Below are 22,594 nucleotides of genomic sequence, written 5' to 3' on the forward strand. Positions count from 1 at the left end.
CACTCTATCGGTTGGTGCCATCGCCCGGGGGCGGCGACGGTTGTTGCTGCTGTTGTTGCTGCAGCTGGCGACGACGGGCCTGGATGCGTTCGCGGATGGCCTGCATCTGCGCTTCGCTGGGGCCGTTGGTGTTGGCAGGTGGGGCAGCGGCGGGCGGAGGCACGGCGCCAGCCGGCTGCTGCTGCGGCTGCGGAGCTGCTGCGGACGTGGACGGTGCTGGTGGAGCACCCGCCGGGGGCGGCACCACGATCGCGCCTGCGGGCGGCGCGCCGTTGGCACCACGCAGTACGGTCGGTGGTTCGCCGCCCTGGCCGTTGAACACGGCCAGTTCCAGCACCTGGCTGCCGCCGGGGCCGATCACCGTGGCCTGGCGTGGCGCCAGCCCCACCAGCTGCCAGCCATCCACGGCGTCGCCATTGAGGCGCAGACGCAGCGAACGGTTCTGTTCGGTGGTGAACGTGGCCATGCCGAAATCGCCAGTCAGCAGCACGCCGGTCAAGCGCAGCGCGGCGCTGGCGGCCGGTTCGCTGCCTCCCAGCAGATACGGTCGCGGCTTGCGGTCTTCGGCGAACAGCGGACGTTCGCCGATGGCGCTGTAACTGTCGGCGCTGGCCATGCGCTCGGCGGCCAGTGGCGGCAGGGCTGGCAGCGAGGGCGCCGTGTCGGCATCACCGTCGGTGCCGGGCAGCTGGCTGCCGAGGCCAAAGCCGGTGGCCAGCCAGACCGCCGCCGCCCAGCCGGCCAGAGCCAGCAGGAAGCCGGTGCGCAGGCTGATCTGCTCAAGTTTCATCCGCCACCTCCTGCCCCGCTTGCGGCGCAGCCGGTGCGGGTGTCGGTGCGGTCGATGGCGGTTGCGGTGCCGCGCCCGGCTCGGCTGCAGGTGCCGGGGCAGCGCCATCGGCAGCGGCACCCGGCAGCAGATAGCCCGCCAGTTCAAACGACACGTCCAGGCCGAGTCCGGATTCATTCGGCGACTGCTGGAAACGCTGCGCGATCAGGTTGAGGTTGTCGACGAACAAGCGTGGGCTGCCGGTTTCCAGGCTGTGCAGCACGGTGGCCAGTTCGGCCACGCCACAGCGCAGGCGCACCTGCATGGCGACGCGTACGAACTCGGCGTCGCGCCGGTTGTCGGTGAGCGGCGTGCGGTTGCTGATGGTGCAGCTGCGGTTGCCCGGGCTGGCCATCGCCACCGCATCCTGCAGCTTGGCGCCAAGCGCGGCGGCGGCGGCCTCGGCAGTGGCCTCGCGCAGGAAGCCTGGCCGTTGCTGCAAGGCTTCACGGGTGGCACGCAGGCGCTGTTCGATCTGCGGCTGCTGCTGCAGCTGTGCCTGCACACGCGACTCGCGCTCGCGCAGCGCCGCGACATCGGCATCGATCTCGCGCAACGGCTGGGTGAACCACGGGTGCACCAGCAGGAGGTAGGCCAGGCCCAGCACTGCCAGCAGCAGCGCCAGCGCCAGCCAGCGGTCACGGCGTGCGCTTGGCATCGGCATCGGCCGCCTCCCGGGTCGGGGCCGCTGCCGGCAACGGCTGCAGCTCAGCGGTCATGGTGAAGCGGTCGCGGCCACTGGCGGCGCCATCGGCCTGCAGCACACCGGTCAGGTTGACCTTGCGCCACTGCGGCGCGTCCTGCAGCAGCTGCACCAGCTGCGAGGCCTCGCGGCTGAGCCCGATCAACTGCAGGTTGTTGCTCTCGATGGCCAGCTTTTCCAGGTAGGTGCCCTCCGGCAGGCGCCGGGTCAGCTCGGTCCAGATCTCCACCGTCCCGGCGCGCTGGCTGCGCTGCTTTTCCAGGAACGCCGCACCATCGATCAGCGCCTGCAGCTGCGCACGTTCGCTGGCCACGCCGCGCGCACTGCGTGCACTGCGTTCCACCTGTGCACGCAGTTCATCGGCCGCCGCGCGGCGGTTGTCGAGTAGTTGCAGGCCGGCCAGCACCAGCATCACCACGGCGGCCACCGCCAGCAGCAGGTTCCAGCGCCGCATCGGATCGGTCCGCAACTGGCGCTGTGCGGGCGGCAGCAGGTTCACCTGCAGCGTGTTGCCCTGTGCATCGATCGCATCGACACCGGCCAGCGCATCGGCCCACTGGCCCACGTCATTGCGCCAGGCCTCCAGCTGGCGCAACGGCCAGGCCACCAGTTCGACCTGCAGCTGGCCTTCGCCGGCCACGCCGAGTTCACGCACGTCATAGCTGACCTGGCTGGATTCGAATGGCGTCTGCCGATCGATCTCGAAACCAACCACCGCGCGCAGGCGGTCGGCGGCCGCCGCGGGCAGCCGCAGCTGGCGACGCAGTACATCGCTGGCCGGCAGCAGCCACAGCCGCGGCAGGCTGCGCAGGCGCGCTTCCAGCACCCGGTCCAGTTCAGCCGGCGACAACGGCCACGGCAGGCGCGCCACTGGCTCGCGACGCTCGCCTGCCTCACGCCAGACCTGCAGCTGGTCGCCCTCGCGCTGCAGCAGCAGGCGCGCCTGTGCCCAGCCCAGCGCCCACTGCCAACGAGCCGGCACCCAGGCCAGCAGCGATTGCCGCCACCAGCGCAGGAAACGGCCGGCACCCGGGCCGATCCGGCCCTGCACCTGCCGCAGACTGTCCTGCCAAGCCGTCATCTTGCTGTCATTCCCTGCTCCCAGCGAAGCACTGTGTAGGACCGCCCGGGAACCCCGCCCGAGCCATTGCGTACCACTGCCTGCAACACCGACCGGCGTCCACTGCCGTCGGTGACACGGGACTCGATACTATAGGTGCCACTGCTGCTGGCAAGGGTTGACGCACCGGCAGCGGAATCGGCATCACGCTCCTGCTGGGCACGCTGGGCCAGCACCGTATCCGCGTCCAGGCCCAATGCGGTCAACACCACGGCGCTGGCGAACTGCGGATCGGGTCGCGCCTGTCGGCTGTACAGGGTCAGGTGCGGCAGCATCTTCTGGTACAGCGGCCCACGCATGCCGAGCACCCGCTGCAGCTCGCCGAGGGTCTCGAAACGCTTGTTGCGCGGGCCATACGGCAACCCGGCCGCCGCATAGTCAGGCGCTTCGGCACCGCCCCCAGGCTGCAGCAGGCTGTCCTCGTCACGCCAATCGACGATGGCACCGGCCAGCTGCCGCGCAGCCCCCTCGTCTTCGCCCAGCGCCTTGAGAAAGGCGGTCAGCAGGGTCACGTCGGCCAGGTTCAGGTTGATCTTGCCGTTCTCATCCAGCACCTTGATCTCGATGCTGGCGTCATCGAACTGCCAGCGGTAGGTACGGCCATCAGCGCGCCACGGCGCCCGCTGCGGATCGGCGGACAGGCGCGTCAGCGCGTACTCCAGACCCGCGCGCGCACGTTCCTGGCCGCGCGCATCGTCATCCAGTACCCGCTGCTGCAGGTGCTCGACACGGGCGCTCAACGCGAACGCACCGACCAGTGCGGTCATCAATGCGATCAGCCACAGCACCAGTACCAGTGCCGCGCCATGTTGCCGGTTCACCGTGCACCTCCGCTGCCACCGGCACGCGGCGCCACCACCAGCGTCGGCCAGGGCGCCCCCTTGGCCGGCACGATCTGGATCTCCACCAGCATCGGCAGGCGCCGGGTGTCGTCCCAGCGCGGCATCCAGTCGGTCACCTGGCCGGTGCTGGCATCGATGCCGCGATAACGCAGTTGCACCGACTTCAGGTTCTCCACCAGCACTTCTGGCGGGCGTGGCGGATTTTCCGCGATGCGCTCGCCTTCCTGCAACAGCACCAGGTCCAGCAACAGGCGCTGCTGGCCGCTGCGGCCATCAACCTGCAGTGCATGCAGGTACGATCCCCCCCGTCCGAGATATCCCGGCAGATCGGCGGCGAACAGCATGCGGCTTTCTTCACCCTGGAAGAAGATCGGCTCGCGGGTGGGATCGGGCGCTTCGAGTGGCGTACGCAGCGCGCCTGCCAGTTGCCGACGCAGCAAGGTCTCCACTGCGCGCATGCGTTCGCTCTCGGCAGCGATCTGCTCGCCGCGCTGGCTGACCGCCATCGCCGAGCGCACGCTGGCGAACGCCAGGGCCAGGCCACCGGCCAGCAGCACCGTGGCCAGCATCACTTCAACCAGAGTGAAACCCGCGGCTCGGTGCTTCATCGCGCGCTCTCCAGGTCCGGCGGCAACAGGCGCAGGCTGCGCCAGCGCAGCTGCTCGCGCTCACTGTCGCCCCAGCGTACCTGCAGCTGCAGCTCGGCCAACCAGGGGGCACCCGGTGATTGCGATTGTGCCTGCGCCAGGTTGTTCGCGCGTGGCTCCACCCACGGCTGCACCTGCAGCTGCCAGTGGTAGCGCCCTTGTTCCCAGTCCCCCTGCTGGCTGCCGACCTGCAGTGGCGAGGCAACACCGGCTTCGGCCAGCAGCGACTGCGCATGCAGCACCGCACGCGTGCGCAGCTCGGCGTCGCGCACCTGTTTCGCGCCACCGGAAAGACTCCCCAGCAGCAGGGTCAACGCCAACCCGAGCAGGGCGAAGGCGATGATCACTTCCAGCAGGGTGAAGCCGCGGGCGCGCCGCTTCATTGCGACCGCCAGGGGCCGGAGCGGACCTCACCGGTCAGCCAGCCCACGTCGATGCGCCATTCGGCATCGTCACGCTGCAGCCGGATGCGGCCACCGCTGGAGCCACCATCGGGGTGGAACTCGATCACGCCCTGGCCTGGCGCGGTGGCCAGCTGCGCGGCGCCTTCGAACTGCACCTGCAGCTGTGCCGGCACCTCGCCGTGGCGCTGGTTGGCGCCTTCCCAGCGCCGCGTTGCCGGTTCGATGACGAAACGCTGCGGCTCACCGCGGGCGATCGCCTGTGCGCGCACCATGCGCAGCTGGTTGGCGATGTCCTTGCCGGCGCTGCGCAGCTGCATGCCAGAGAAGCCGCGCGACAGCCCTGCGGCGGTGATCAGGCCGATCGCAGCGATCAGCGCGATCACCAGCAGCATTTCCAGCAGCGACAGGCCTGCCGCGCGCCTGCCGTGCAGGCGCGGGCGTGGCAGCCGGCGCGGCAGGAAATGCGTCATACGGGTTTACGGCTGGTAACGGATGTCGGCGTCGACGCTGCTGCCGCCGGCCTTGCCATCCTTGCCCAGGCTGACCAGCTCGTACGGCTGGCCTTCGCCCGGCGCACGGTATTCCAGCGCGTGGCCCCACGGGTCGTTCAGATCGGCCGGCTTGGCATACGGGCCCAGCCAGCCGCCAACACCGGCCGGTGCGGTCACCAGGTCGTTCAGCGAACCCGGCAGCTTGCCGGTGTCGATCTGATAGTTGTCGATCTTGGAGGCGACGGTCTGCACCTGCGCCTTGGCGATGTTGGCCTTGCCGCGGTCGGCACCGCCCAGCACACGGCTGGCGACCAGGGTCAGCACCGCGCCGATCAGCACGATGACGATGATGATTTCCAGCAGGCTCATGCCCGACTGGTTGCGCGCGGCGGTGAAGGAAAGGCGGATCGGTCGACGGGAAGCAATCATGGTCGGTCCTTTCAGTTGCGGAGTGTCGGGGTTGCGTAGGGATCCATCGTCAACCGATGGCATTGGTCAGGTCGTACAGCGGCACCAGCACGGCCACGATCACCGCACCGACCACCGAGGCCAGCACCAGGGTGATCGCCGGCACCATCGCCGCCAGCAGGCGATCGATGCGCCGGGCGCTGTCCTGCTCGAACGTGTCGGCGGCCTTCAGCAGCATGGTATCGAGGGCACCGGATTCCTCGCCGACCTGGATCATCTGCAGGGCCAGGCGTGGGAAACGCTTGCCGCGTGACAGTGCCAGCGACAGGCCGGCACCGTTCTTCACTTCGTCCGCGGCGGCTTCCACGTCGGCAGCCAGCGCGCGGTTGCCCAGCACGTTGCGGGCGATGCCCAAGGCACCCAGCAACGGCACGCCATTGCGCAGCAGGGTGCCCAGCGTGCGTGCCAGCCGCGCGGTTTCCAGTTCGCCGAGCAGGCGGCCAATGCCGCGCCGCTGCAGCAGCCAGCCATCCAGCGCCAGCCGGAATGCCGGTTGCCGCGCCTTGCGTTCGAAGAACAACGCCACCAGCGCCGGCACCACCAGCAGCAGCACCCACCAGTCGCGCACGAACAGGCCCAGCTGCAGCACTGCGTTGGTGAACCACGGCAGCGCCACGTCCAGGCTCTCGTACATCTGCGCGAACTGCGGCACCACGTAGCCGAGCAGGAACAGCAGCGCGCCGCCCACCACCACCAGCAGGATGGCCGGGTACACCAGCGCGTTGATCACCTTGCCCTGCAGCGCGCGGCTGCGTTCGAGGTAGTCGGCCAGGCGCTGCAGGGTTTCGTGCAGGCTGCCGCCGGCTTCACCGGCCCGCACCATGTTCACGTACAGGCGCGAGAACAACCCATGCTGGCGCTCCAGTGCGGTCGACAGCGGCGCGCCACCGCGCACCACATCGCGGATGTCGGTGATCGCGCGGCGCGAGCGTTCGTCTTCCGGCAACCCGAGCAGGATCGACAGCGCGCGATCCAGCGGCTGGCCTGCACCGAGCAGTGTCGCCAGCTGCTGGGTGAACTGCAGCAATGCAGCGCCCTGCAGCGGCCGTTGGCGGAACAGGTTGCGCCAGGTACTGCCACCGATCGCACCGCCATCGGCCAGCTGGGTCTCCATCGGCAGATGGCCCTGGTCCTGCAGGCGCGCGACCAGCTCGGCCTCGCTTGCCGCTTCCATCTGCCCGTCGAAGATCTCGCCGTGCGGATTGAGCGCCTTGTAACGGTAGGTCGGCATGTCAGCCCCGGGATCCTGCGCGCATCAGCTTTCCTCGGTCACGCGCAGCACTTCCTCGATGGTGGTCTGCCCGCTCAACGCCTTGGACAGGCCATCCTCGTACATGGTGCGCATGCCGGCTTCACGGGCGATGCGCTCGATCTCGCCCATGCCATCGCGGCGCATCACCGCACGCCGCAGCGCATCGTTCATCACCAGGAATTCCATGATGGTGGTGCGACCGAGGTAGCCGGTCGGCGCCAGCGCGGAAGGCTTCGGGCGATACAGGTGGATCGGTCCTTCCGGCTGCAGGCGGCGCAGCTCGAAGCGTTCGATCTCTTCCGGCGAGGCTTCATAGCGCTCGGCATGGGTCGGCTCCAGCCGGCGCACCAGGCGCTGGGCGAGGATGCCATTGATGGTGGACGTCAGCAGGTAGTCCTCCACGCCCATGTCGAGCAGGCGGGTGATGCCGCCGGCTGCGTTGTTGGTATGCAGGGTGGACAGCACCAGGTGGCCGGTCAGCGCCGACTGGATCGCGATGCGCGCGGTTTCCAGGTCGCGCATTTCGCCGATCATGATGATGTCCGGGTCCTGGCGCACGATGCTGCGCAGGGCGTTGGCGAAGTCGAGGCCGATCTGCGGCTTGGCCTGGATCTGGTTGATGCCTTCGATCTGGTATTCCACCGGGTCCTCGACCGTGATGATCTTGACGTCGGCAGTGTTCAGCTGGCTCAGCGCGGTGTACAGCGTGGTGGTCTTGCCTGAACCGGTCGGGCCGGTCACCAGCAGGATGCCGTGCGGCTGTTCCAGCACCTTGCGGAACTGCGGCAGGAAGGCGTCAGTGAAACCGAGACGATGGAAATCGAACACCACCGTTTCACGGTCCAGCAATCGCATCACCACGCTTTCGCCGTGCGCGGTCGGCACCGTGCTCACGCGCAGGTCCAGCTCCTTGCCCTGCACGCGCAGCATGATGCGGCCGTCCTGCGGCAGGCGGCGCTCGGCGATGTTGAGCCGGGCCATGATCTTGATGCGGCTGATCACCGCAGCAGTGAGGTTGGCCGGCGGGCTTTCGCCTTCCACCAGCACGCCATCGACGCGGTAACGCACCTTCAACCGGCTTTCGAACGGTTCGACATGGATGTCCGAAGCGCGCAGCTCCACTGCACGCTGGATCACCAGGTTGACCAGGCGGATCACCGGTGCTTCCGAGGCAAGGTCGCGCAGGTGCTCGATGTCATCGACTGCACCGCCCTCGCCATCGGCGGTCTCGACGATCGCGCCCATCGCGCTGCGGCCCTGGCCGAACCAGCGCTCGACCAGGTCATCAATTTCCGCGCGCATGCCCAGCACCGGTGTCACCGGTACACCCAGTGCCAGCTGCACGGCCTGCTGCGGATACGCATCGTGGGCATCGGCCAGCCACAGCCGGACCCCCTGTTCATCCAGCGCGAGCGGGCAGACATGGAACTGCTTGAGGAAGCGCAGCGACAACGGCAAGCCTTCCGCCAGCCCTTGTGGCGGTGCTTCCGGCAGCTGTTTGCCTTCCAGCAGCGGCAGCCCCAGCACTTCGGCGCTGGCCTGGGCCTGGTCACGCTCGGAGACCAGCCCCAGCCGCACCAGCAGGCCCAGCAGGCTGCCGCCGGCCTCTGCGTGCAGCGGCCGCGCACGTGCCAGATCGCCTTCCTTCAGCCGGCCGCGCGCCAGCAGCGCATCCAGGATGCGGCCTTCAGCGTCGTCGGCAGCGGCGGTAGCAGCAAGCGCGTTCACATGACTCTCCTGTCAATCGGCTCGACTTTAACAGTTAAGCCATGATTTCCGCCGCCCCTGCGCCACCTTTCGTAAAAAGACGAAGCCCGTCACATGCAGTGACGGGCTCCGGCCATTCAACTACGGCAGTACGTACTCACTGCGTGGCAAGGATGCTCACGCCGTTGTAAGCCGCCTCGCCCACCACCTTGATGTAGTAGGTGCCGGCCGTCGGTGCCGTCACCCGCACCGTTTCCGAAGTACCCGGGCGGGTCGAACGCGCATCGTTGTCGGTGGCACTCGGCTCACGCCCCTTGGCCAGGTAGACCGAGACGTTGCCGGTCCCCCCGTAGGTGATCACGCTGAGCTGCTTGCCCGCCGCAGCCTCGAAGCTGTACAGGCGGCTGCTGGCGGCAGCACCGTTCAAGCCACCCACCGCAGCCTTGTTGGTCAGCGGCGTGGCCACCGGTCCGCAGTTCTCAGTGCACGGTTCTTCCAGTGCCTTGGCCAGCGCGGCCTTGGCGTCGAGGATGCCGGTACCGATCGGGGTCGCGGCCGGAATGGCCACCGGGAACGGACGCGCCGTTTCCTTCAGCAGGGTGCGCATCGCGGCCGGGGTCAGCGGATCCTTGCCCTTGGCGATCAGCGCGCTCTGTACCAGTGCGGCAACGGCTGCCACATGCGGCGAGGCCATCGAGGTACCGCCCAGCCCCATGTAGCCCGGCGTGCCCGATTCCGGTGTCGTCGCCGCGTTGGAGCCGGTCTGCCAGATGTAGCCGCCCGGGTTGCCGTCGACGCTGCCACCACCACCCGGACCGGACAGGTCCACGCGGGTACCGTAGTTGGAGTAGTAGGTGATGCCGCCGGTGATGCGGGTGGCACCCACGGTCACCACGCCTTCGCAGCTGGCCGGACGGTACTTGGACGCGTTGTCGGCTTCATTGCCCGCCGCGACCACCACGGTGGTGCCACGCGAGATCGCGCCATTGATGGCGTCCTGGTAGGCGCTGCCGCAGGTGCCACTGCCGCCCAGGCTCATGTTGATGATCTCGGCCGGATTGGTGTTGGCCGGAATGCCCGCGACGGTACCGCCGGATGCCCACACCACGGCATCGGCGATGTCGGACAGGTAGCCACCGCACTTGCCGAGCACGCGGACCGGCAGCACCTTCGCCTTGTAGGCGACGCCGGCCATGCCGACACCGTTGTTGGTCTGCTCTGCCACCGTACCGGCGACGTGGGTGCCGTGCCAGGAGCTTTCCTCGGCCAGCGAGCCGTCATAGCACTCGTTGTCGTTCTCGACCCAGTCGCCGTAATCCTGCGCGCCCGGTACGCGGTCGTTGGTCGGGCGCCGCGAAGTCTCCGCGTCACTGATGAAGTCGTAGCCTTCCAGCAGGTTGCCGACCAGGTCCGGATGCTGCGGCAGGACACCGGTATCGATCACCGCTACCACGATGCCCTCGCCCTGCGAGACATCCCATGCAGCCGGTGCGTTGATGCCACCCACCGCATTGTGCAGGTGCCACTGGTTCTGCTGGTAGAAGGGGTCGTTCGGCACCAGCGCGGGCTGCACGTCGCCGGCACGCAGTTCGGTACGGCGCAGTTTCACGTCGGCTTCGGCGTACTGCACCGACGGGTCGGCCTGCAGCTCCTTCAGTACGCGCTGCAGTTCGGCCGGAGCCAGACGCCCCTGCACACGGATGAGGTCTGCACCGGTCGCCAGCCTGCGGACCACCTGCGGACCGAGCGTACTGGCACGGGACGTGCCACCGGAGAGGCTGGCACGGGTCAGTGCGGACTGCACGGTGGACAGTTTCGCCGAGCGGTCAGTGGCGGCGGCAGCACCGGCACGGTACTTGACGATGATGCGCTCGGTTCCCGGCTGGGCGGTGCTGGCCTGGCGCACCGGTTCGCGGGTCGGCAGTCCGGCGGCGTGGACGGCACCGACGGCCGTCATCGACAGCACGGCGGCAGCAAGCACATTGATGCGGAGGTTCTGCTTCTTGATCACGTCGAATTCCTCTTCTGGGTCATGGTTCGAACCAACACTGCGGCCATCATTCCTTGACGACTCCCGGCCGGCCCAGCCGGGATTGCCGTGACCTCCCCCCAGGCCCTCATTGCAGGTGCAGCGCCGGCGTGGGTGGCCGCCGGCGCAATGAAGTGACTTACCAGCCGAAGCCGGCACCGACGCCGACCGAGCTGTCGTCGCTGCTGAAGGCGCCGCCAAAAGTGACCGTGGCGCGATCGCTGATCGCACGCTGGTAACCCAGCGACAACGCTGACTCGCCGCCCTGGAAACCAATGCCGACGCCGACCCGGTTCTGGGTGCGGATACCCGCTGCACTGGTCGCCATGTTGAGCATCGCCGCGCTCATCGCACCCTGGCGGTCGATGCGGCGATCCATGTGGCGCAGGCGTCCGTCGATCTCGCCCTTGAACACATCGAAGCTGTCGGCGACGGCCTGGACGCGGCTGTCGGTGTAGCTGTTGGCCGTGGCCATGCCACGGTCGAGCTGGCCCTTGTTGACCGCATCGGTGGCCGTGGTACCGGCCGCCACGTTGGTGACCTGGCGTTCGTTGCCTTCGCTGCCCACCGAGACCGTGTTGGCACGATCGGCGACCGAGCCCTGGCCCAGCGCCACGGCGTTCGCAGCGGTGGCATTGGCACCCTGGCCGATGGCAGTGGACGAGGCGCCGCTGGCGACAGCGCCCTCGCCCATGGCGACGGCATTGAAGCCGTTTGCCGGCGTGCCCACCGGAATGCCGGCACCCGCTGCGGCGGCGGTCGGCGTGCCCTGCACGCGCGCGGTGCTGGCCGGTGCCGCGTCGGCCGTTGCCGGAGCATCGGCCACGCTGGCCAGCGGGCTTTCATCCAGCGCGGCACTCATTGCGCGCAGGCTGGAAGCACCTGCACGCGTGCCACCCGCAGTACGGCGGTCAATCTCGCTGACCTTGCGGTCCAGCGCGCCCAGCGCATCGCCGACGTTGCTGTAGGTGGCCCCCTGGATCACGTAGTTCGGTGCCACGAATACACCCTGCATGCCGACGCTGGCACCGCCGCCGAGGAAGCTGGCGGCATCGCTGAGCGACTGGAACAGCTGCCCACCATTGATCGCCTGGCGGCTGCCAGCCGCAATGCTGCCGGCACCGACGTTGTCGATGGTGGTGCCCTGGAAGCCGGACAGGGTCAGGCGATCACGGCTGGCGTCGTCATAGCCGACCGCACTGGCCGCCGTGGTTTCAACGGTGGCGATACGCGAATCAAAATCGCCCACGCGGGTTTCCACCGCGCCCACCCGCTGGTTGGTGACGTTGAGCTGCGAACCGGTGATGGCGTCGCTGCTGCCGGCGGCGATGCGGCCATCGGCCACATTGACGATGCGGCGCGTGGCCGGACCTTCGGTGCCGTTGCCACCGCCGACCGACACCACGTTGGCATCGAGCGCACGCGAACCTGCGCCCAGTGCCACCGAGTTGGCACCGGATGCGCCGGCGCTGGTACCCAGCGCAAGTGCACCATTGCCGATCGCCATCGCATTGGCACCCAGTGCATTGCTGCGTGCACCACTGGCACTGGCCGCCGAACCGATCGCGGCGGCATCACTGCCGCTGGCGCTGGCGATACCTGCGCCGGTGGCCTTGACGTAACGCGCCGTGCCATCGGCGGTTGCGGCGACCGCATCAAGCTGGCCACGATTGACCGCATCGGTGCGCTCGGTACCGGCAGCGACGCGGGTGATCTGACGATCACTGGTGCTGCTGCCCACCGACACGGTGTTGGCACGATCGGCCACCGAGCCTGCGCCCAGTGCGATGCTGCCGGCCGCCGAAGCGTTGGCACTGACACCCACCGCGGTGGCATTGGCGCCGGTGGCCTTGCTGCCATAGCCGACCGCAGTACCGAGGCGGCCACTGGCTTCGGCATAGCTGCCCAGCGCCGAAGCGCCATCGGCCGAAGCATTGGCGCGGAAACCACTGGCCTGCGACTGGGTGCCGCTGGCCGTGGCCTGCGCGCCGCTGGCGGTGCTGTAGGCGCCCTTGGCCTGGGCACCGGCACCGGTAGCGCTGGCGCCGAGTTCGCTGGCGCTGGCACCGCTGCCCACGGCCACGCTGTCGACACCAGCAGCCTGCGCCGCGTTGCCCAGTGCGGCCGCATTGTTGCCGGTGGCGAGCGCATCGAAGCCCACGGCCGTGGCATTGGCGGCCATGGCGTTGGCACCGCTGCCCAGCGCAGTGGCGCCGTTGCCGAGCGCATTGGCCGCGTTGCCGGCGGCCAGTGCGTTGTCACCGTCCACCAGAGCACCGGCCTCGCCATCGGCATTGCCGCTGGCCTGGAACTGCCGGCTGGTCTTGTCGGCAACGCTGGCGACTGCATCCAGCTGGCCCTTGTTCACCGCATCGGTGGCTTCGGTACCGGCTGCGACATGGGTGACCTGGCGCTCACCGCCCGCCTTGCCGACAGCCACCGTGTTGTCACGGTCGGCCTTGGAGCCGGCGCCGAGCGCGACGCTGTTGCTACCGTTGGCGGTGGCATTGGCACCCAGTGCGGTGGCACTGCTGCCCGCCGCCCACGAATTCCAGCCGATCGCCGTGGCGTAGTCTTCGGTGGCCCACGCGCCCGCACCGAATGCCGCAGCACCGGTGCCACTGGCACGCGACGGGATCAGGCCGAAGAAGGTGCTGCCACCGATGGCGACGCTCTCCTCGCCACTGGCTTCGCTGGACTGGCCGACCGCCACCGCGCCGGTACCGGCCGCAGCGGCACCGAAGCCTACTGCAGTGGTGTTGGCACCGCTGGCGGCCGAGCCATAGCCGAGTGCGGTGCCGAGGCGACCGCTGGCTTCGGCGTAGCCGCCGACAGCGGTAGTGCCATCGGCAGACGCGGCGCTGCGGAAGCCGCTGGCCAGTGCCTGGGTGCCGCTGGCATTGGCTTCTGTACCTGTGGCCGTGCTGTAGGCGCCGCTGGCCTGCGCACGCGCGCCGACCGCGCTTGCGCCCAGTTCACTGGCGCTGGCGCCGGTGCCGAGCGCCAGGCTGTCTTCGCCGGTGGCCTGTGCCGTACTGCCCAGGGCAGCCGCGTTGCTGCCGGTGGCCAGCGCATCGATGCCCACGGCGGTGGCGTTGGCGGCCAGCGCATTGGCACCGCTGCCGAGCGCGGTGGCACCGTTGCCGATCGCGTTGGCCGCGTCACCGGCCGCCAGCGCGTTGTCGCCCTCCACCAGCGCCCCGGTTTCACCATCCGCATTGCCACTGGCCTGGAACTGCCGGCTGGTCTTTTCCGCTGCCGCGGCTACGGCATCGAGCTGATTCTTGTTGACCGCATCATTGCCCTGCGTGCCATCGGCCACGTTGGTGATCTGACGGGTATTGCCACCGCCGCCCACCGACACGGTGTTGTCGCGGTCGGCAATCGAGTCCGCACCCAGCGCCACGCTGTTGGCGCCGCGCGATTCGGCGGCGTTGCCCAACGCGGTGCTGTTGATGCCCCCCGACCAGGCGCCACCACCCACCGCAGTGGAGTAGTTGCCCGATGCCTCGGTGGCCAGCAGACCGAACAACGAGCCGCCAACGGCGACACTGTTGGTGCCGGTGGCCAGGCTGCCCTGGCCGGTGGCGGTGCTGTAGGCGCCGGACGCTTCCGAGTCGCCACCCACTGCCACACTGTTGGAGCCGGATGCATTGGCGAAGTTGCCGAACGCGGTGGCGTTGAACGCCGAGGCCTGTGCGTAGCCACCGATGGCGGTGCTGTAACCGCCGCTGGCTTCGGCACCGATGCCAAAGGCCGCAGACGCCGTACCACTGGCCACGCTTTCGCTACCCACAGCGGTGGCGGCGTCGCCACTGGCATTGCTGAAGTAGCCCACGGCCACGGCTTCTTCGCCGGACGCTTCAGACAGCACGCCATTGGCAGTGCTACCGGCGCCGCTGGCAATGCTGGCAGCACCGAACGCCGCACTCTGCTCGCCGCTGGCCTCGCTTTCCGCACCGTGCGCGGTGGCGTATTCGCCCGTGGCCTGTGCGTTGGCACCGACGGCGCTGGCGTTGGCTGCGGTCGCCAATGCATTGAAGCCCAGCGCCTGTGCGTTGCTGGCCAGCGCGTTGGCACCGCTGCCCAGTGCGGTAGCGCCATTGCCGATGGCGTTGGCTGCATCACCGGCCGCCAGCGCGTTGTCACCTTCCACCAGGGCACCGGCTACGTCGTCGCCGTTGCCGCTGGCTTGGAAGAAGCGGCTGGTGGTGGTGGCAGTGCTCGCCACCGCATCCAGCTGCGCCTTGTTCACTGCATCGGTGGCCTGCGTGCCAGCAGCCACATTGGTGACCTGGCGTTCGTTGCCGGCGCTGCCGACCGACACCGTGCGTGCACGGTTGGCGACCGAGCCGGCGCCCAGCGCAACCGCATTGCTGGCGCTGGCATTGCTGCCCGCACCCAGCGCGATCGCGCTCTCGCCACCGGCCACCGTGTTGGTGCCGATGGCGATGCTGTTGATGCTGTTGCCCAGCGCCTGGAAGCCCAGCGCCACGCTGTTGTCGCCATAGCCGAAGGCACCACGGCCGACCGCTGTGGAGCTGGCGCCGTTGGCCCAGCTGTTGTAACCGATGGATGTTGCGCCGCTGCCACTGGCCCAGGCCGCGTTGCCGAATGCCGAGGCATTGGTGGCCGTCGCCCATGCGCCGGAACCGAACGCACTCGCGCCGCTGGCGGTGGCCCAGCTGTAGCCGCCGACGGCGGTGCTGTCGTCACTGCTGGCGAAGGCACTGTCGCCGACCGCGACCGCGTAGCTGCCGGTGGCGCGCGACTTGCCGCCTGCGGCGAAGCTGTTGTCTCCGCTGGCCTTGGCCGCGTTGCCGAAGGCGCTGCTGGCAGCCCCAGTGGCCTGCGCACCGCTGCCGACGGCGGTGGCATCGGCCACGGCGGTGGTGCCGACCTGCTGCGCCGTGCCGTCGGCGCCGATGATGGGTTGGTTGAATTCGTCATAAGCCTGGCCGAGACCACCGATGGCGACACCGCCATTGCCGGTGGCCGTGCTGTTGCGGCCCACGGCCACGCTGTCATCGCCGATGGCCGACGCGGCAGCACCCTGCGCGATGGCGCCGGCGCCGATCGCATTGCTCGACGAACCCACAGCGATGGAGCCTTCGCCATCAGCCAGTGCGCCAGCATCGCTGCCCGCCTCCGGCTGCGCCTGGAAGAAACGCGCGGTGGTGTCGGCAGTGCTGGCCACGGCGTCGAGCTGGGCCTTGTTCACCGCATCGGTGGCTTCGCTGCCCGCAGCGACGCTGGTGATCTGCCGTTCGTTGCCGGCACTGCCCACCGCCACGCTGTTGGCACGCACCGCTTCGGAGTTGGCCCCGAGCGCGACACTGTTGGCGCCGCGCGCAGTGGCGTAGTAGCCCACGGCAGTGCTCTGCGCACCGCTGGCCCAGGTCTGCGCGCCCAGGGCACTGGCGTTCTCGCCCGGTGCATAGGCGAAGTAGCCGACCGCGGTCGCTTCGGCGCCGGAGGCTTCGCTGAGGCTGCCGTTGGCCACGGCACGGTCGCCACTGGCGATGGCACCGGCACCGACGGCGGTGGCGGCTTCGCCACTGGCCTGGGTCTGCACGAAGAAGCCCAGGCCGGGGATCAGGTCAGCCGGGCCACCGATGGCAACGCTGCTGGTACCCGTCGCGTTGCTCTGCGTACCCAGCGCGGTGGAGTAGTCACCGATGGCATTGGCCACCGCACCGAACGCGGACGCCTGTGCGCCGGCGGCATAGGCGCCGACGCCGTAGGACGACGCCGCAAAACCACTGGCTTCGGCACTGGCACCGACCGCAGTGCCGCCGACGCCTGCGCTGGTTGCACCGGTTTCCACCGGCACGCCGCCGCTGGTGATCAGCGGGTTGCCGTCGGCATCCACCGCAGCGCCACCCACGGCAACGCTGCCCGGACCGTTGGCCTGCGCGTTGTTGCCGAACGCGGCACTGTTCTGGCCCGAGGCCAGTGCGTTGTTGCCAACGGCAGTGGCGTTCTGCGCGACGGCGGTGGCGCCGGCACCGACTGCAGTGGTGCCGTTGCCGATGGCATTGGCGGCCTCGCCGGCCGCCAGCGCCTCGTCGCCCTCGGCCAGTGCACCGGCATCGCTGTTGCTGCTGCCGGTGGCCTGGAAGCGCTTGGCGGTGGCATCGGCCACGGCGGCAACGTCCTTCAGCTGACCGACATTGACTGCGTCGTTGTCTTCAGTGCCGGCGGCCACGCTGGTGATCTGCCGGGTCAGGCCGTATCCGGCGGCGCCGACGGACACGGTATCGACGCGGTCGGCCAGCGAACCCGCGCCGAGCGCCACGCTGCCGGTGGCAACCGCGGCGGAGTTGGAACCCAGCGCGGTGCTGTATTCACCGACAGCCGTGCTGAACGCACCGACTGCGATCGATGCTTCGTTGGCGGCGGTGGCGCCACGACCGAGCGCGGTGCTGCCCGGGCCCATCGCCACGGCACCGCCGCCAACAGCGGTGGCGCCATCGGCGGTGGCTTCGGACAAGGCACCCAGCGCGGTAGCCGCGCCGTTTTCGCTGGCGGCGGTAGCGCTTGCACCGACGGCAGTGTCGCCGAGACCGAAGGCCGCAGCGCTCTGCCCGACCACCACGCTGGCATCGCCGATCGCCAAAGCACCCTGGCCGAACGCGCTGGCGCCGATGCCAGCGGCAATGGCCTGGGTGCCGATGGCGGTGGTGGCGTTGGCCAGCGACTGCGCACCCGCACCGGCCGCAACTGCGCCCTGCCCGTCGATCTTCGCCGCGTCGCTGTCATCGCCTGCGCCATCGGCCTTGAAATAGCGGTTGCCATCTGCGACAACGTCGGCCAGCGCAGCCTGGGTGGCGCGCGCCTGCGCGTCCAGCTGCGCCTTGTTCACCGCATCGGTCGCCTGGGTGCCCGCCGCAACGTTGGCGATCTGCCGTTCCTTGCCGGCATCGCCGACGGACACGGTGTTGGCCCGCGTGGCCTTGGAGCCAGCGCCCAGCGCAACGCTGTTGGCGGCACTGGCATTGCTGTTGCTGCCGATCGCCACCGCGTTGCTGCCCTTGGCCGTGGCCGAGCCTTCGATCAGGCACTTTTCGAGCAGCTTGCCGCTGAATGCAACGCAGGTGGCGCTGCCGCCGATCTGCACCGACTGTGCTGCGGCGCTGCCGCTCATGCCCAACCCCATTGCCAGGCCCAGTGCCACTGCCAGCAGTGCGGGCGTGGCCTGTGTCGCATCGCGGCGCTGGTCGACGACCCCGCCACTGCTGCTGTCGGAGGAGGCCAGTTCCGAGGCCACCACCAACTGACCCAATGCTTTGTTCCAGACCTTGCGATAAATCCGATTCATCGGTACGGCTCCTGATTGGACTGGTTTTGGGCAAAGCAACGCCACCGCTGGGCTTTCCGGCCCAACGTCCCCTGGGGGCGTTTATTCGCGTGATTTACTGCGGGGTATTGCCGAACGGCGCGCAGCGACAGAAAACCGAGCGCGTGCGCCAACCGGTTACTGCGAAATGAATGATTCTGAAACGGGGTTCAAGTGTTAACGGCAACTTTGCAGATCGTCAAGACTTTGACACAGCAAATCCTATTGCCGTGAAGCACATCACTATTTCACGTGTTTATGAAATGATTTTGTTATGTATGCGTGACGATTCCTCGACGCATGAAAATGCATGTAACTAGCGGTCGCGACTGGAGTTTCAAGCGCGCAAAGAAAAACCCGCCGATCAACGGCGGGTTTTTCCATACGCGATGGCATTGAGGCCTGCGCGATGCAGTGCGATCAGCCGCACCACACCCGCGCGTTGCGGAACATGCGCATCCACGGCGAATCGCCCTGCCACTCGGCCGGGGCCCAGCTCATGTTGAGCGCGCGCGGGGTGCGCTCCGGGTGCGGCATCATGATGGTGACGCGGCCGTCGCTGCTGGTCAGGCCGGTGATGCCGTCCGGCGAACCGTTCGGGTTCAGCGGGTACTGGCTGGCGACGTTGCCATTGCCGTCGATGTAGCGCAGCGAGACGCGGGCGGCGGCCTGGTCGACGGCATTGTCGAACACGGCCTGGCCTTCGCCGTGCGCCACCGCTACCTGCAGGCGCGAGCCGGCCATGCCACGCAGCAGGATCGACGGCGATTCCACCACTTCCAGCAGCGCGGTGCGGGCTTCGAACTGCTCGCTGGCGTTGCGACGGAACTGCGGCCAGTGCTCGGCACCCGGGATGATGTTCTTCAGCTGGCTCATCATCTGGCAGCCGTTGCACACGCCCAGCGCAAAGCTGTCTTCGCGCGCGAAGAACGCGGCGAAGGCATCACGCAGTGCGCTGCGCTCCAGGATCGAGGTGGCCCAGCCACGGCCGGCACCGAGCACGTCGCCATAGCTGAAGCCACCACAGGCGACCAGGCCGGTGAAGTCCTGCAGGGCCACGCGGCCTTCGATCAGGTCGCTCATATGCACGTCGAACGCGCGGAAGCCGGCACGTTCGAAGGCGTTGGCCATTTCAATCTGGCCGTTCACGCCCTGCTCGCGCAGCACGGCCACGCGCGGGCGTGCACCGGTGCTGATGAACGGTGCGGCCACGTCTTCGTTGAGGTCGAAGCTGAGCTTCGGCTTCAGGCCCGGCGCATTGAAGGCACGGGCGACCTCGCGCTCGGCATCCGCGTTGGCCGGGTTGTCGCGGCGCTTCTGCATCGCGTGGGTGACCGACCACCAGGCGTCGAACAACGCATCCCAGCGCCACTCGGCCAGGTTCTCGCCGCCCAGCGACACGCGCACCACCGGTGCGGTGGTCGCCTTGGCGATGCGCTGTGCGCATTCGGTCAGTGCATGGCGCTCGACCAGGTCGGCGAAGGCCGCACGGTCTTCGCGTGCGATCTGCACCACCGCGCCCAGTTCTTCGTTGAACAGGCTGCGGAACGGATCATCGCCCCAGGCATCGAGGGTGATATCCAGGCCCAGGCGCGAGGTGAAGGCCATTTCGCACAGCGCAGCGAAGGCGCCGCCGTCGCTGCGGTCGTGATAGGCCAGCAGCAGGCCGGACTGGCGCGCATCGCGGATCAGCTCGAAGAAACCACGCAGGCGCTGCGGGTCGTCCAGGTCCGGCGCGGCACCGGCGAAGGCCGGCAGGTCGGCGTGGTCGGCATGCACCTGGGCCAGGATCGAACCGCCCAGGCGCTGCTTGCCGGCGCCGAGGCCGATCAGCCACAGCTCGCTGTCCACGTCGCGGTCGAGCAGCGGCGTCAGCTGCTGGCGCACGTCGGCCACCGGCGCGAACGCCGAGATCACCAGCGACACCGGCGACACGCTCTTGTGCGCCTCGCCCTGGTCGTGCCACTGCGCCTGCATCGACAGCGAGTCCTTGCCCACCGGGATGCTGATGTCCAGCTGCGGGCACAGTTCCATGCCCACTGCCTTCACCGCGTCGTACAGCAGCGCGTCTTCGCCGGGGTGGCCGGCCGCGGCCATCCAGTTCGCCGACAGCTTGATTTCATCCAACGCATCGACCGGGGCCGCGCACAGGTTGGTCAGCGCTTCGCCCACCGCCATGCGTGCCGACGCAGCGGCGTCGAGCAGGGCCAGCGGGGTGCGCTCGCCGATCGACATCGCTTCGCCGGTCACGCCGTCGAAGTCGGCCAGGGTGATCGCCACGTCGGAAACCGGCAGCTGCCACGGGCCGACCATCTGTTCGCGTGCGGTCAGGCCGCCGACGCTGCGGTCACCGATGGTGACCAGGAAGTTCTTTGAGGCGACGGTCGGGTGCGCGAGCACGCGCAGGCCCGCTTCCTGCAGGTCCAGGCCACCGGTCTTCAGCGCCGGCCAGCGCGGGGCCGGCGGGTGCGCGGTGTCGCGGTGCATCTTCGGCGGCTTGCCGAACAGCACGTCCATCGGCAGATCGATCGGCGCATCGGCCGGGGTGTGGCCCGGCACGGCACCGTAGGCCACCACCAGGTGTTCCTCGGCAGTCGCCACGCCAACCGCGGCGAACGGGCAGCGCTCGCGGGCACACAGTGCGGCGAACTCAGCCAGGCGCTCCTGCGCCACGCCCAACACATAACGCTCCTGCGACTCGTTGCACCACAGCTGCATCGGCGACAGCGACGGATCATCGGTGGGCACCTTGCCCAGATCGATGACACCGCCGACCTTGGAGTCGTGCAGCAGTTCCGGGATGGCATTGGACAGGCCACCGGCACCGACGTCGTGGAAGAACTTGATCGGGTTGTTGGCGCCCATCGCCACGCAGCGGTCGATGACCTCCTGGCAGCGGCGTTCCATTTCCGGGTTGTCGCGCTGCACGCTGGCGAAGTCCAGGTCCTCGGCGCTCTCGCCGGAGGCCACCGAACTGGCGGCACCGCCGCCCAGGCCGATCAGCATTGCCGGGCCACCCAGCACGATCACCGCGTCACCGGCCTGCAGCTGGATCTTGTCGACCTGCACGCGATCGATCGCGCCGAGGCCACCGGCCAGCATGATCGGCTTGTCGTACGCGCGCACCAGATCGGCACCTTCCGGCAGCTCGAAGCTGCGGAAGTAGCCGAGCAGGTTCGGGCGGCCGAACTCGTTGTTGAACGCTGCGCCGCCAAGCGGGCCGTCGGTCATGATTTCCAGCGCCGGTGCCATGCGCCGGTTCAGCGCGCGCGGCGCTTCCCACGGCTGCGGCAGTTCCGGAATGCGCAGGTGCGAGACCGAGAACCCGGACAGGCCCGCCTTCGGCTTGCCGCCGCGGCCGGTCGCGCCTTCGTCGCGGATCTCGCCACCGTTGCCGGTCGATGCTCCCGGGAACGGCGCGATCGCGGTCGGGTGGTTGTGCGTTTCCACCTTGATCTGGAACGCGCTCGGCACCTGCGGCTCACGGCGGTATTCGCCGCTGGCCGGATCCGGGCGGTAACGCGACGCCGGATGGCCTTCGATCACCGCGGCGTTGTCGCTGTACGCGCTGAGCGTGTGCTGCGGGGTCTGCTGGTGGGTGTTCTTGATCATCCGGAACAGCGAACGGTCCTGTTCCTGGCCGTCGATGGTCCAGCTGGCGTTGAAGATCTTGTGGCGGCAGTGCTCGGAATTGGCCTGCGCGAACATCATCAGCTCGACGTCGGACGGCGCGCGGCCGAGCGCGGTAAAGCGTTCGCGCAGGTAGTCGATCTCGTCCTGGGCCATGGCCAGGCCGAGGCGCTGGTTGGCGGCCTCCAGCTGGTCCACCGGCACGCGTTCCAGTTCACCCCGGGCCGGCGCCGAGAACAGCGCCTGGCCCTGTTCCACGGTCTCCAGCACCGACTGCGTCATCGGGTCGTGCAGCGCCTTGACCAGCGCCTGCTGGGCGGCGGCATCGGCCGGCCAGCCCTGCACGTCGATGCGCAGGCCACGTTCGACCCGGCTGACCGGCTGGCCGGCACCACGGACCAGTTCGGTGGCCTTGCTCGACCACGGCGACAGCGTGCCCAGGCGCGGCACCACGATGCGGCTGACCGCGCCGTCGGCCACGGCCTCGGCCTGCGGCGCAGCTTCGAGGATGCGGCACAGGGTGGCCAGGTCGGGGGCGGCGCTGCCTTCGGGCTGCACGAAGTAGACGTGCCAGGCACCGCTGATGCGCAGGGAGGGAGCGATGGACTGCAGGCGGGATTCAAGACGTTCGCGGCGGAACGGCGACAGGGCGGGCGCGCCCTCGAGGACCATCATGTCCGGGGAACCGTAGTTGGGAAACGGGCCCGACATTGTACCGGAAGCGGGGGGTGGGCTTTGGCCGGGCGGCGCCCGGCACCCGCCGAGGCCGAGGCAACGGCAACAGCAACTGCCAAAGCAAAAGCGGGGTTCCCGTGGGATGGCGGGGTGGGTCCGGTTGCGGGGGACGCCGTAAATACGTCCTTGTAGGCTCGGTCGCGCCATCCATGGCGCTCACGCCCCCCGCAACCGGACCCACCCCGCCTTCGACAGATTTCCGCGATCTGCAGTAGATCCACGCCATGCGTGGATGCTCCCCGGTAGTGCCGGCCACTGGCCGGCAACCAGAGAAATCTCAGAAGTCAGGCATTGAAGAGCGCAGCGACCGGCTTTTGCTTTTGATTTCTTGTTCTGTCTTCCGTGGCTGGCCGCGCAGGAACCTGTCAGCGGCCGGGCGGGTGGGCATCGCGGGGGTG

Annotated in this window: 13 protein-coding genes; all 13 read right to left on the reverse strand. The window is 68.8% G+C overall.

Annotated features, from left to right (window positions below):
• Positions 1-4 precede the first annotated feature (4 nt).
• The gene (locus N5D91_RS15385; protein WP_110711012.1) at positions 5-790 is read right to left on the reverse strand and encodes a general secretion pathway protein GspN; all 786 of its coding nucleotides are present in this window, start codon (positions 788-790) and stop codon (positions 5-7) included.
• A complete protein-coding gene (gene gspM, locus N5D91_RS15390) occupies positions 780-1,493 on the reverse strand; it encodes a type II secretion system protein GspM (protein ID WP_153856267.1) in 714 nt (237 codons plus the stop codon). The genes N5D91_RS15385 and gspM overlap by 11 nt, the downstream gene beginning before the upstream one ends.
• Positions 1,468-2,613, reverse strand: a complete 1,146-nt coding sequence (locus N5D91_RS15395) for a PilN domain-containing protein (RefSeq protein WP_110711010.1) — start codon at positions 2,611-2,613, stop codon at positions 1,468-1,470. Before N5D91_RS15395 ends, gspM begins: the two co-directional genes overlap by 26 nt.
• A complete protein-coding gene (locus N5D91_RS15400; protein WP_110711009.1) occupies positions 2,610-3,473 on the reverse strand; it encodes a general secretion pathway protein GspK in 864 nt (287 codons plus the stop codon). Before N5D91_RS15400 ends, N5D91_RS15395 begins: the two co-directional genes overlap by 4 nt.
• On the reverse strand, positions 3,470-4,102 hold the full coding sequence (locus N5D91_RS15405; protein ID WP_153856266.1) for a type II secretion system protein J: 633 nt from the start codon (positions 4,100-4,102) through the stop codon (positions 3,470-3,472). The genes N5D91_RS15400 and N5D91_RS15405 overlap by 4 nt, the downstream gene beginning before the upstream one ends.
• Positions 4,099-4,524 carry a prepilin-type N-terminal cleavage/methylation domain-containing protein gene (locus N5D91_RS15410; protein WP_153856265.1) on the reverse strand — a complete coding sequence of 142 codons (426 nt, stop codon included), beginning with the start codon at positions 4,522-4,524 and terminating at the stop codon, positions 4,099-4,101. Before N5D91_RS15410 ends, N5D91_RS15405 begins: the two co-directional genes overlap by 4 nt.
• Positions 4,521-5,015, reverse strand: coding sequence for a GspH/FimT family pseudopilin (locus N5D91_RS15415; protein WP_197611144.1), 495 nt, complete (start codon positions 5,013-5,015; stop codon positions 4,521-4,523). The genes N5D91_RS15410 and N5D91_RS15415 overlap by 4 nt, the downstream gene beginning before the upstream one ends.
• Positions 5,016-5,021: 6 nt before the next feature.
• Positions 5,022-5,465, reverse strand: a complete 444-nt coding sequence (gene gspG, locus N5D91_RS15420; protein ID WP_004154150.1) for a type II secretion system major pseudopilin GspG — start codon at positions 5,463-5,465, stop codon at positions 5,022-5,024.
• Positions 5,466-5,514: 49 nt separating this feature from the next.
• Positions 5,515-6,735, reverse strand: a complete 1,221-nt coding sequence (locus N5D91_RS15425) for a type II secretion system F family protein (protein ID WP_110711005.1) — start codon at positions 6,733-6,735, stop codon at positions 5,515-5,517.
• A gap of 24 nt (positions 6,736-6,759) precedes the next feature.
• The gene (gene gspE, locus N5D91_RS15430) at positions 6,760-8,484 is read right to left on the reverse strand and encodes a type II secretion system ATPase GspE (RefSeq protein ID WP_180855422.1); all 1,725 of its coding nucleotides are present in this window, start codon (positions 8,482-8,484) and stop codon (positions 6,760-6,762) included.
• Positions 8,485-8,620: 136 nt separating this feature from the next.
• Complete coding sequence (locus N5D91_RS15435) at positions 8,621-10,474, reverse strand: S8 family peptidase (RefSeq protein WP_180847390.1); 1,854 nt, start codon at positions 10,472-10,474, stop codon at positions 8,621-8,623.
• A 157-nt stretch (positions 10,475-10,631) separates the two neighbouring features.
• Positions 10,632-17,813 (reverse strand): ESPR-type extended signal peptide-containing protein, encoded by a 7,182-nt coding sequence (locus N5D91_RS15440; protein WP_180855423.1) that lies wholly within the window; start codon positions 17,811-17,813, stop codon positions 10,632-10,634.
• Between the two features lie 438 nt (positions 17,814-18,251).
• A complete protein-coding gene (purL, locus tag N5D91_RS15445) occupies positions 18,252-22,136 on the reverse strand; it encodes a phosphoribosylformylglycinamidine synthase (RefSeq protein WP_180855424.1) in 3,885 nt (1,294 codons plus the stop codon).
• Positions 22,137-22,594: the final 458 nt, after the last annotated feature.

This window comes from Stenotrophomonas sp. GD03794 (assembly GCF_029842145.1).
In the GTDB taxonomy this organism is placed as follows: domain Bacteria; phylum Pseudomonadota; class Gammaproteobacteria; order Xanthomonadales; family Xanthomonadaceae; genus Stenotrophomonas; species Stenotrophomonas riyadhensis.

Coding starts and splice junctions, on each gene's coding strand:
- N5D91_RS15425 (WP_110711005.1), bottom strand. CDS start 6,735: ATGCCGACCTACCGTTACAAGGCGCTCAATCCGCACGGCGAGATCTTC.
- N5D91_RS15410 (WP_153856265.1), bottom strand. CDS start 4,524: ATGAAGCGGCGCGCCCGCGGCTTCACCCTGCTGGAAGTGATCATCGCC.
- N5D91_RS15385 (WP_110711012.1), bottom strand. CDS start 790: ATGAAACTTGAGCAGATCAGCCTGCGCACCGGCTTCCTGCTGGCTCTG.
- gspM (WP_153856267.1), bottom strand. CDS start 1,493: ATGCCGATGCCAAGCGCACGCCGTGACCGCTGGCTGGCGCTGGCGCTG.
- N5D91_RS15405 (WP_153856266.1), bottom strand. CDS start 4,102: ATGAAGCACCGAGCCGCGGGTTTCACTCTGGTTGAAGTGATGCTGGCC.
- gspG (WP_004154150.1), bottom strand. CDS start 5,465: ATGATTGCTTCCCGTCGACCGATCCGCCTTTCCTTCACCGCCGCGCGC.
- N5D91_RS15415 (WP_197611144.1), bottom strand. CDS start 5,015: ATGACGCATTTCCTGCCGCGCCGGCTGCCACGCCCGCGCCTGCACGGC.
- N5D91_RS15440 (WP_180855423.1), bottom strand. CDS start 17,813: ATGAATCGGATTTATCGCAAGGTCTGGAACAAAGCATTGGGTCAGTTG.
- N5D91_RS15395 (WP_110711010.1), bottom strand. CDS start 2,613: ATGACGGCTTGGCAGGACAGTCTGCGGCAGGTGCAGGGCCGGATCGGC.
- purL (WP_180855424.1), bottom strand. CDS start 22,136: ATGATGGTCCTCGAGGGCGCGCCCGCCCTGTCGCCGTTCCGCCGCGAA.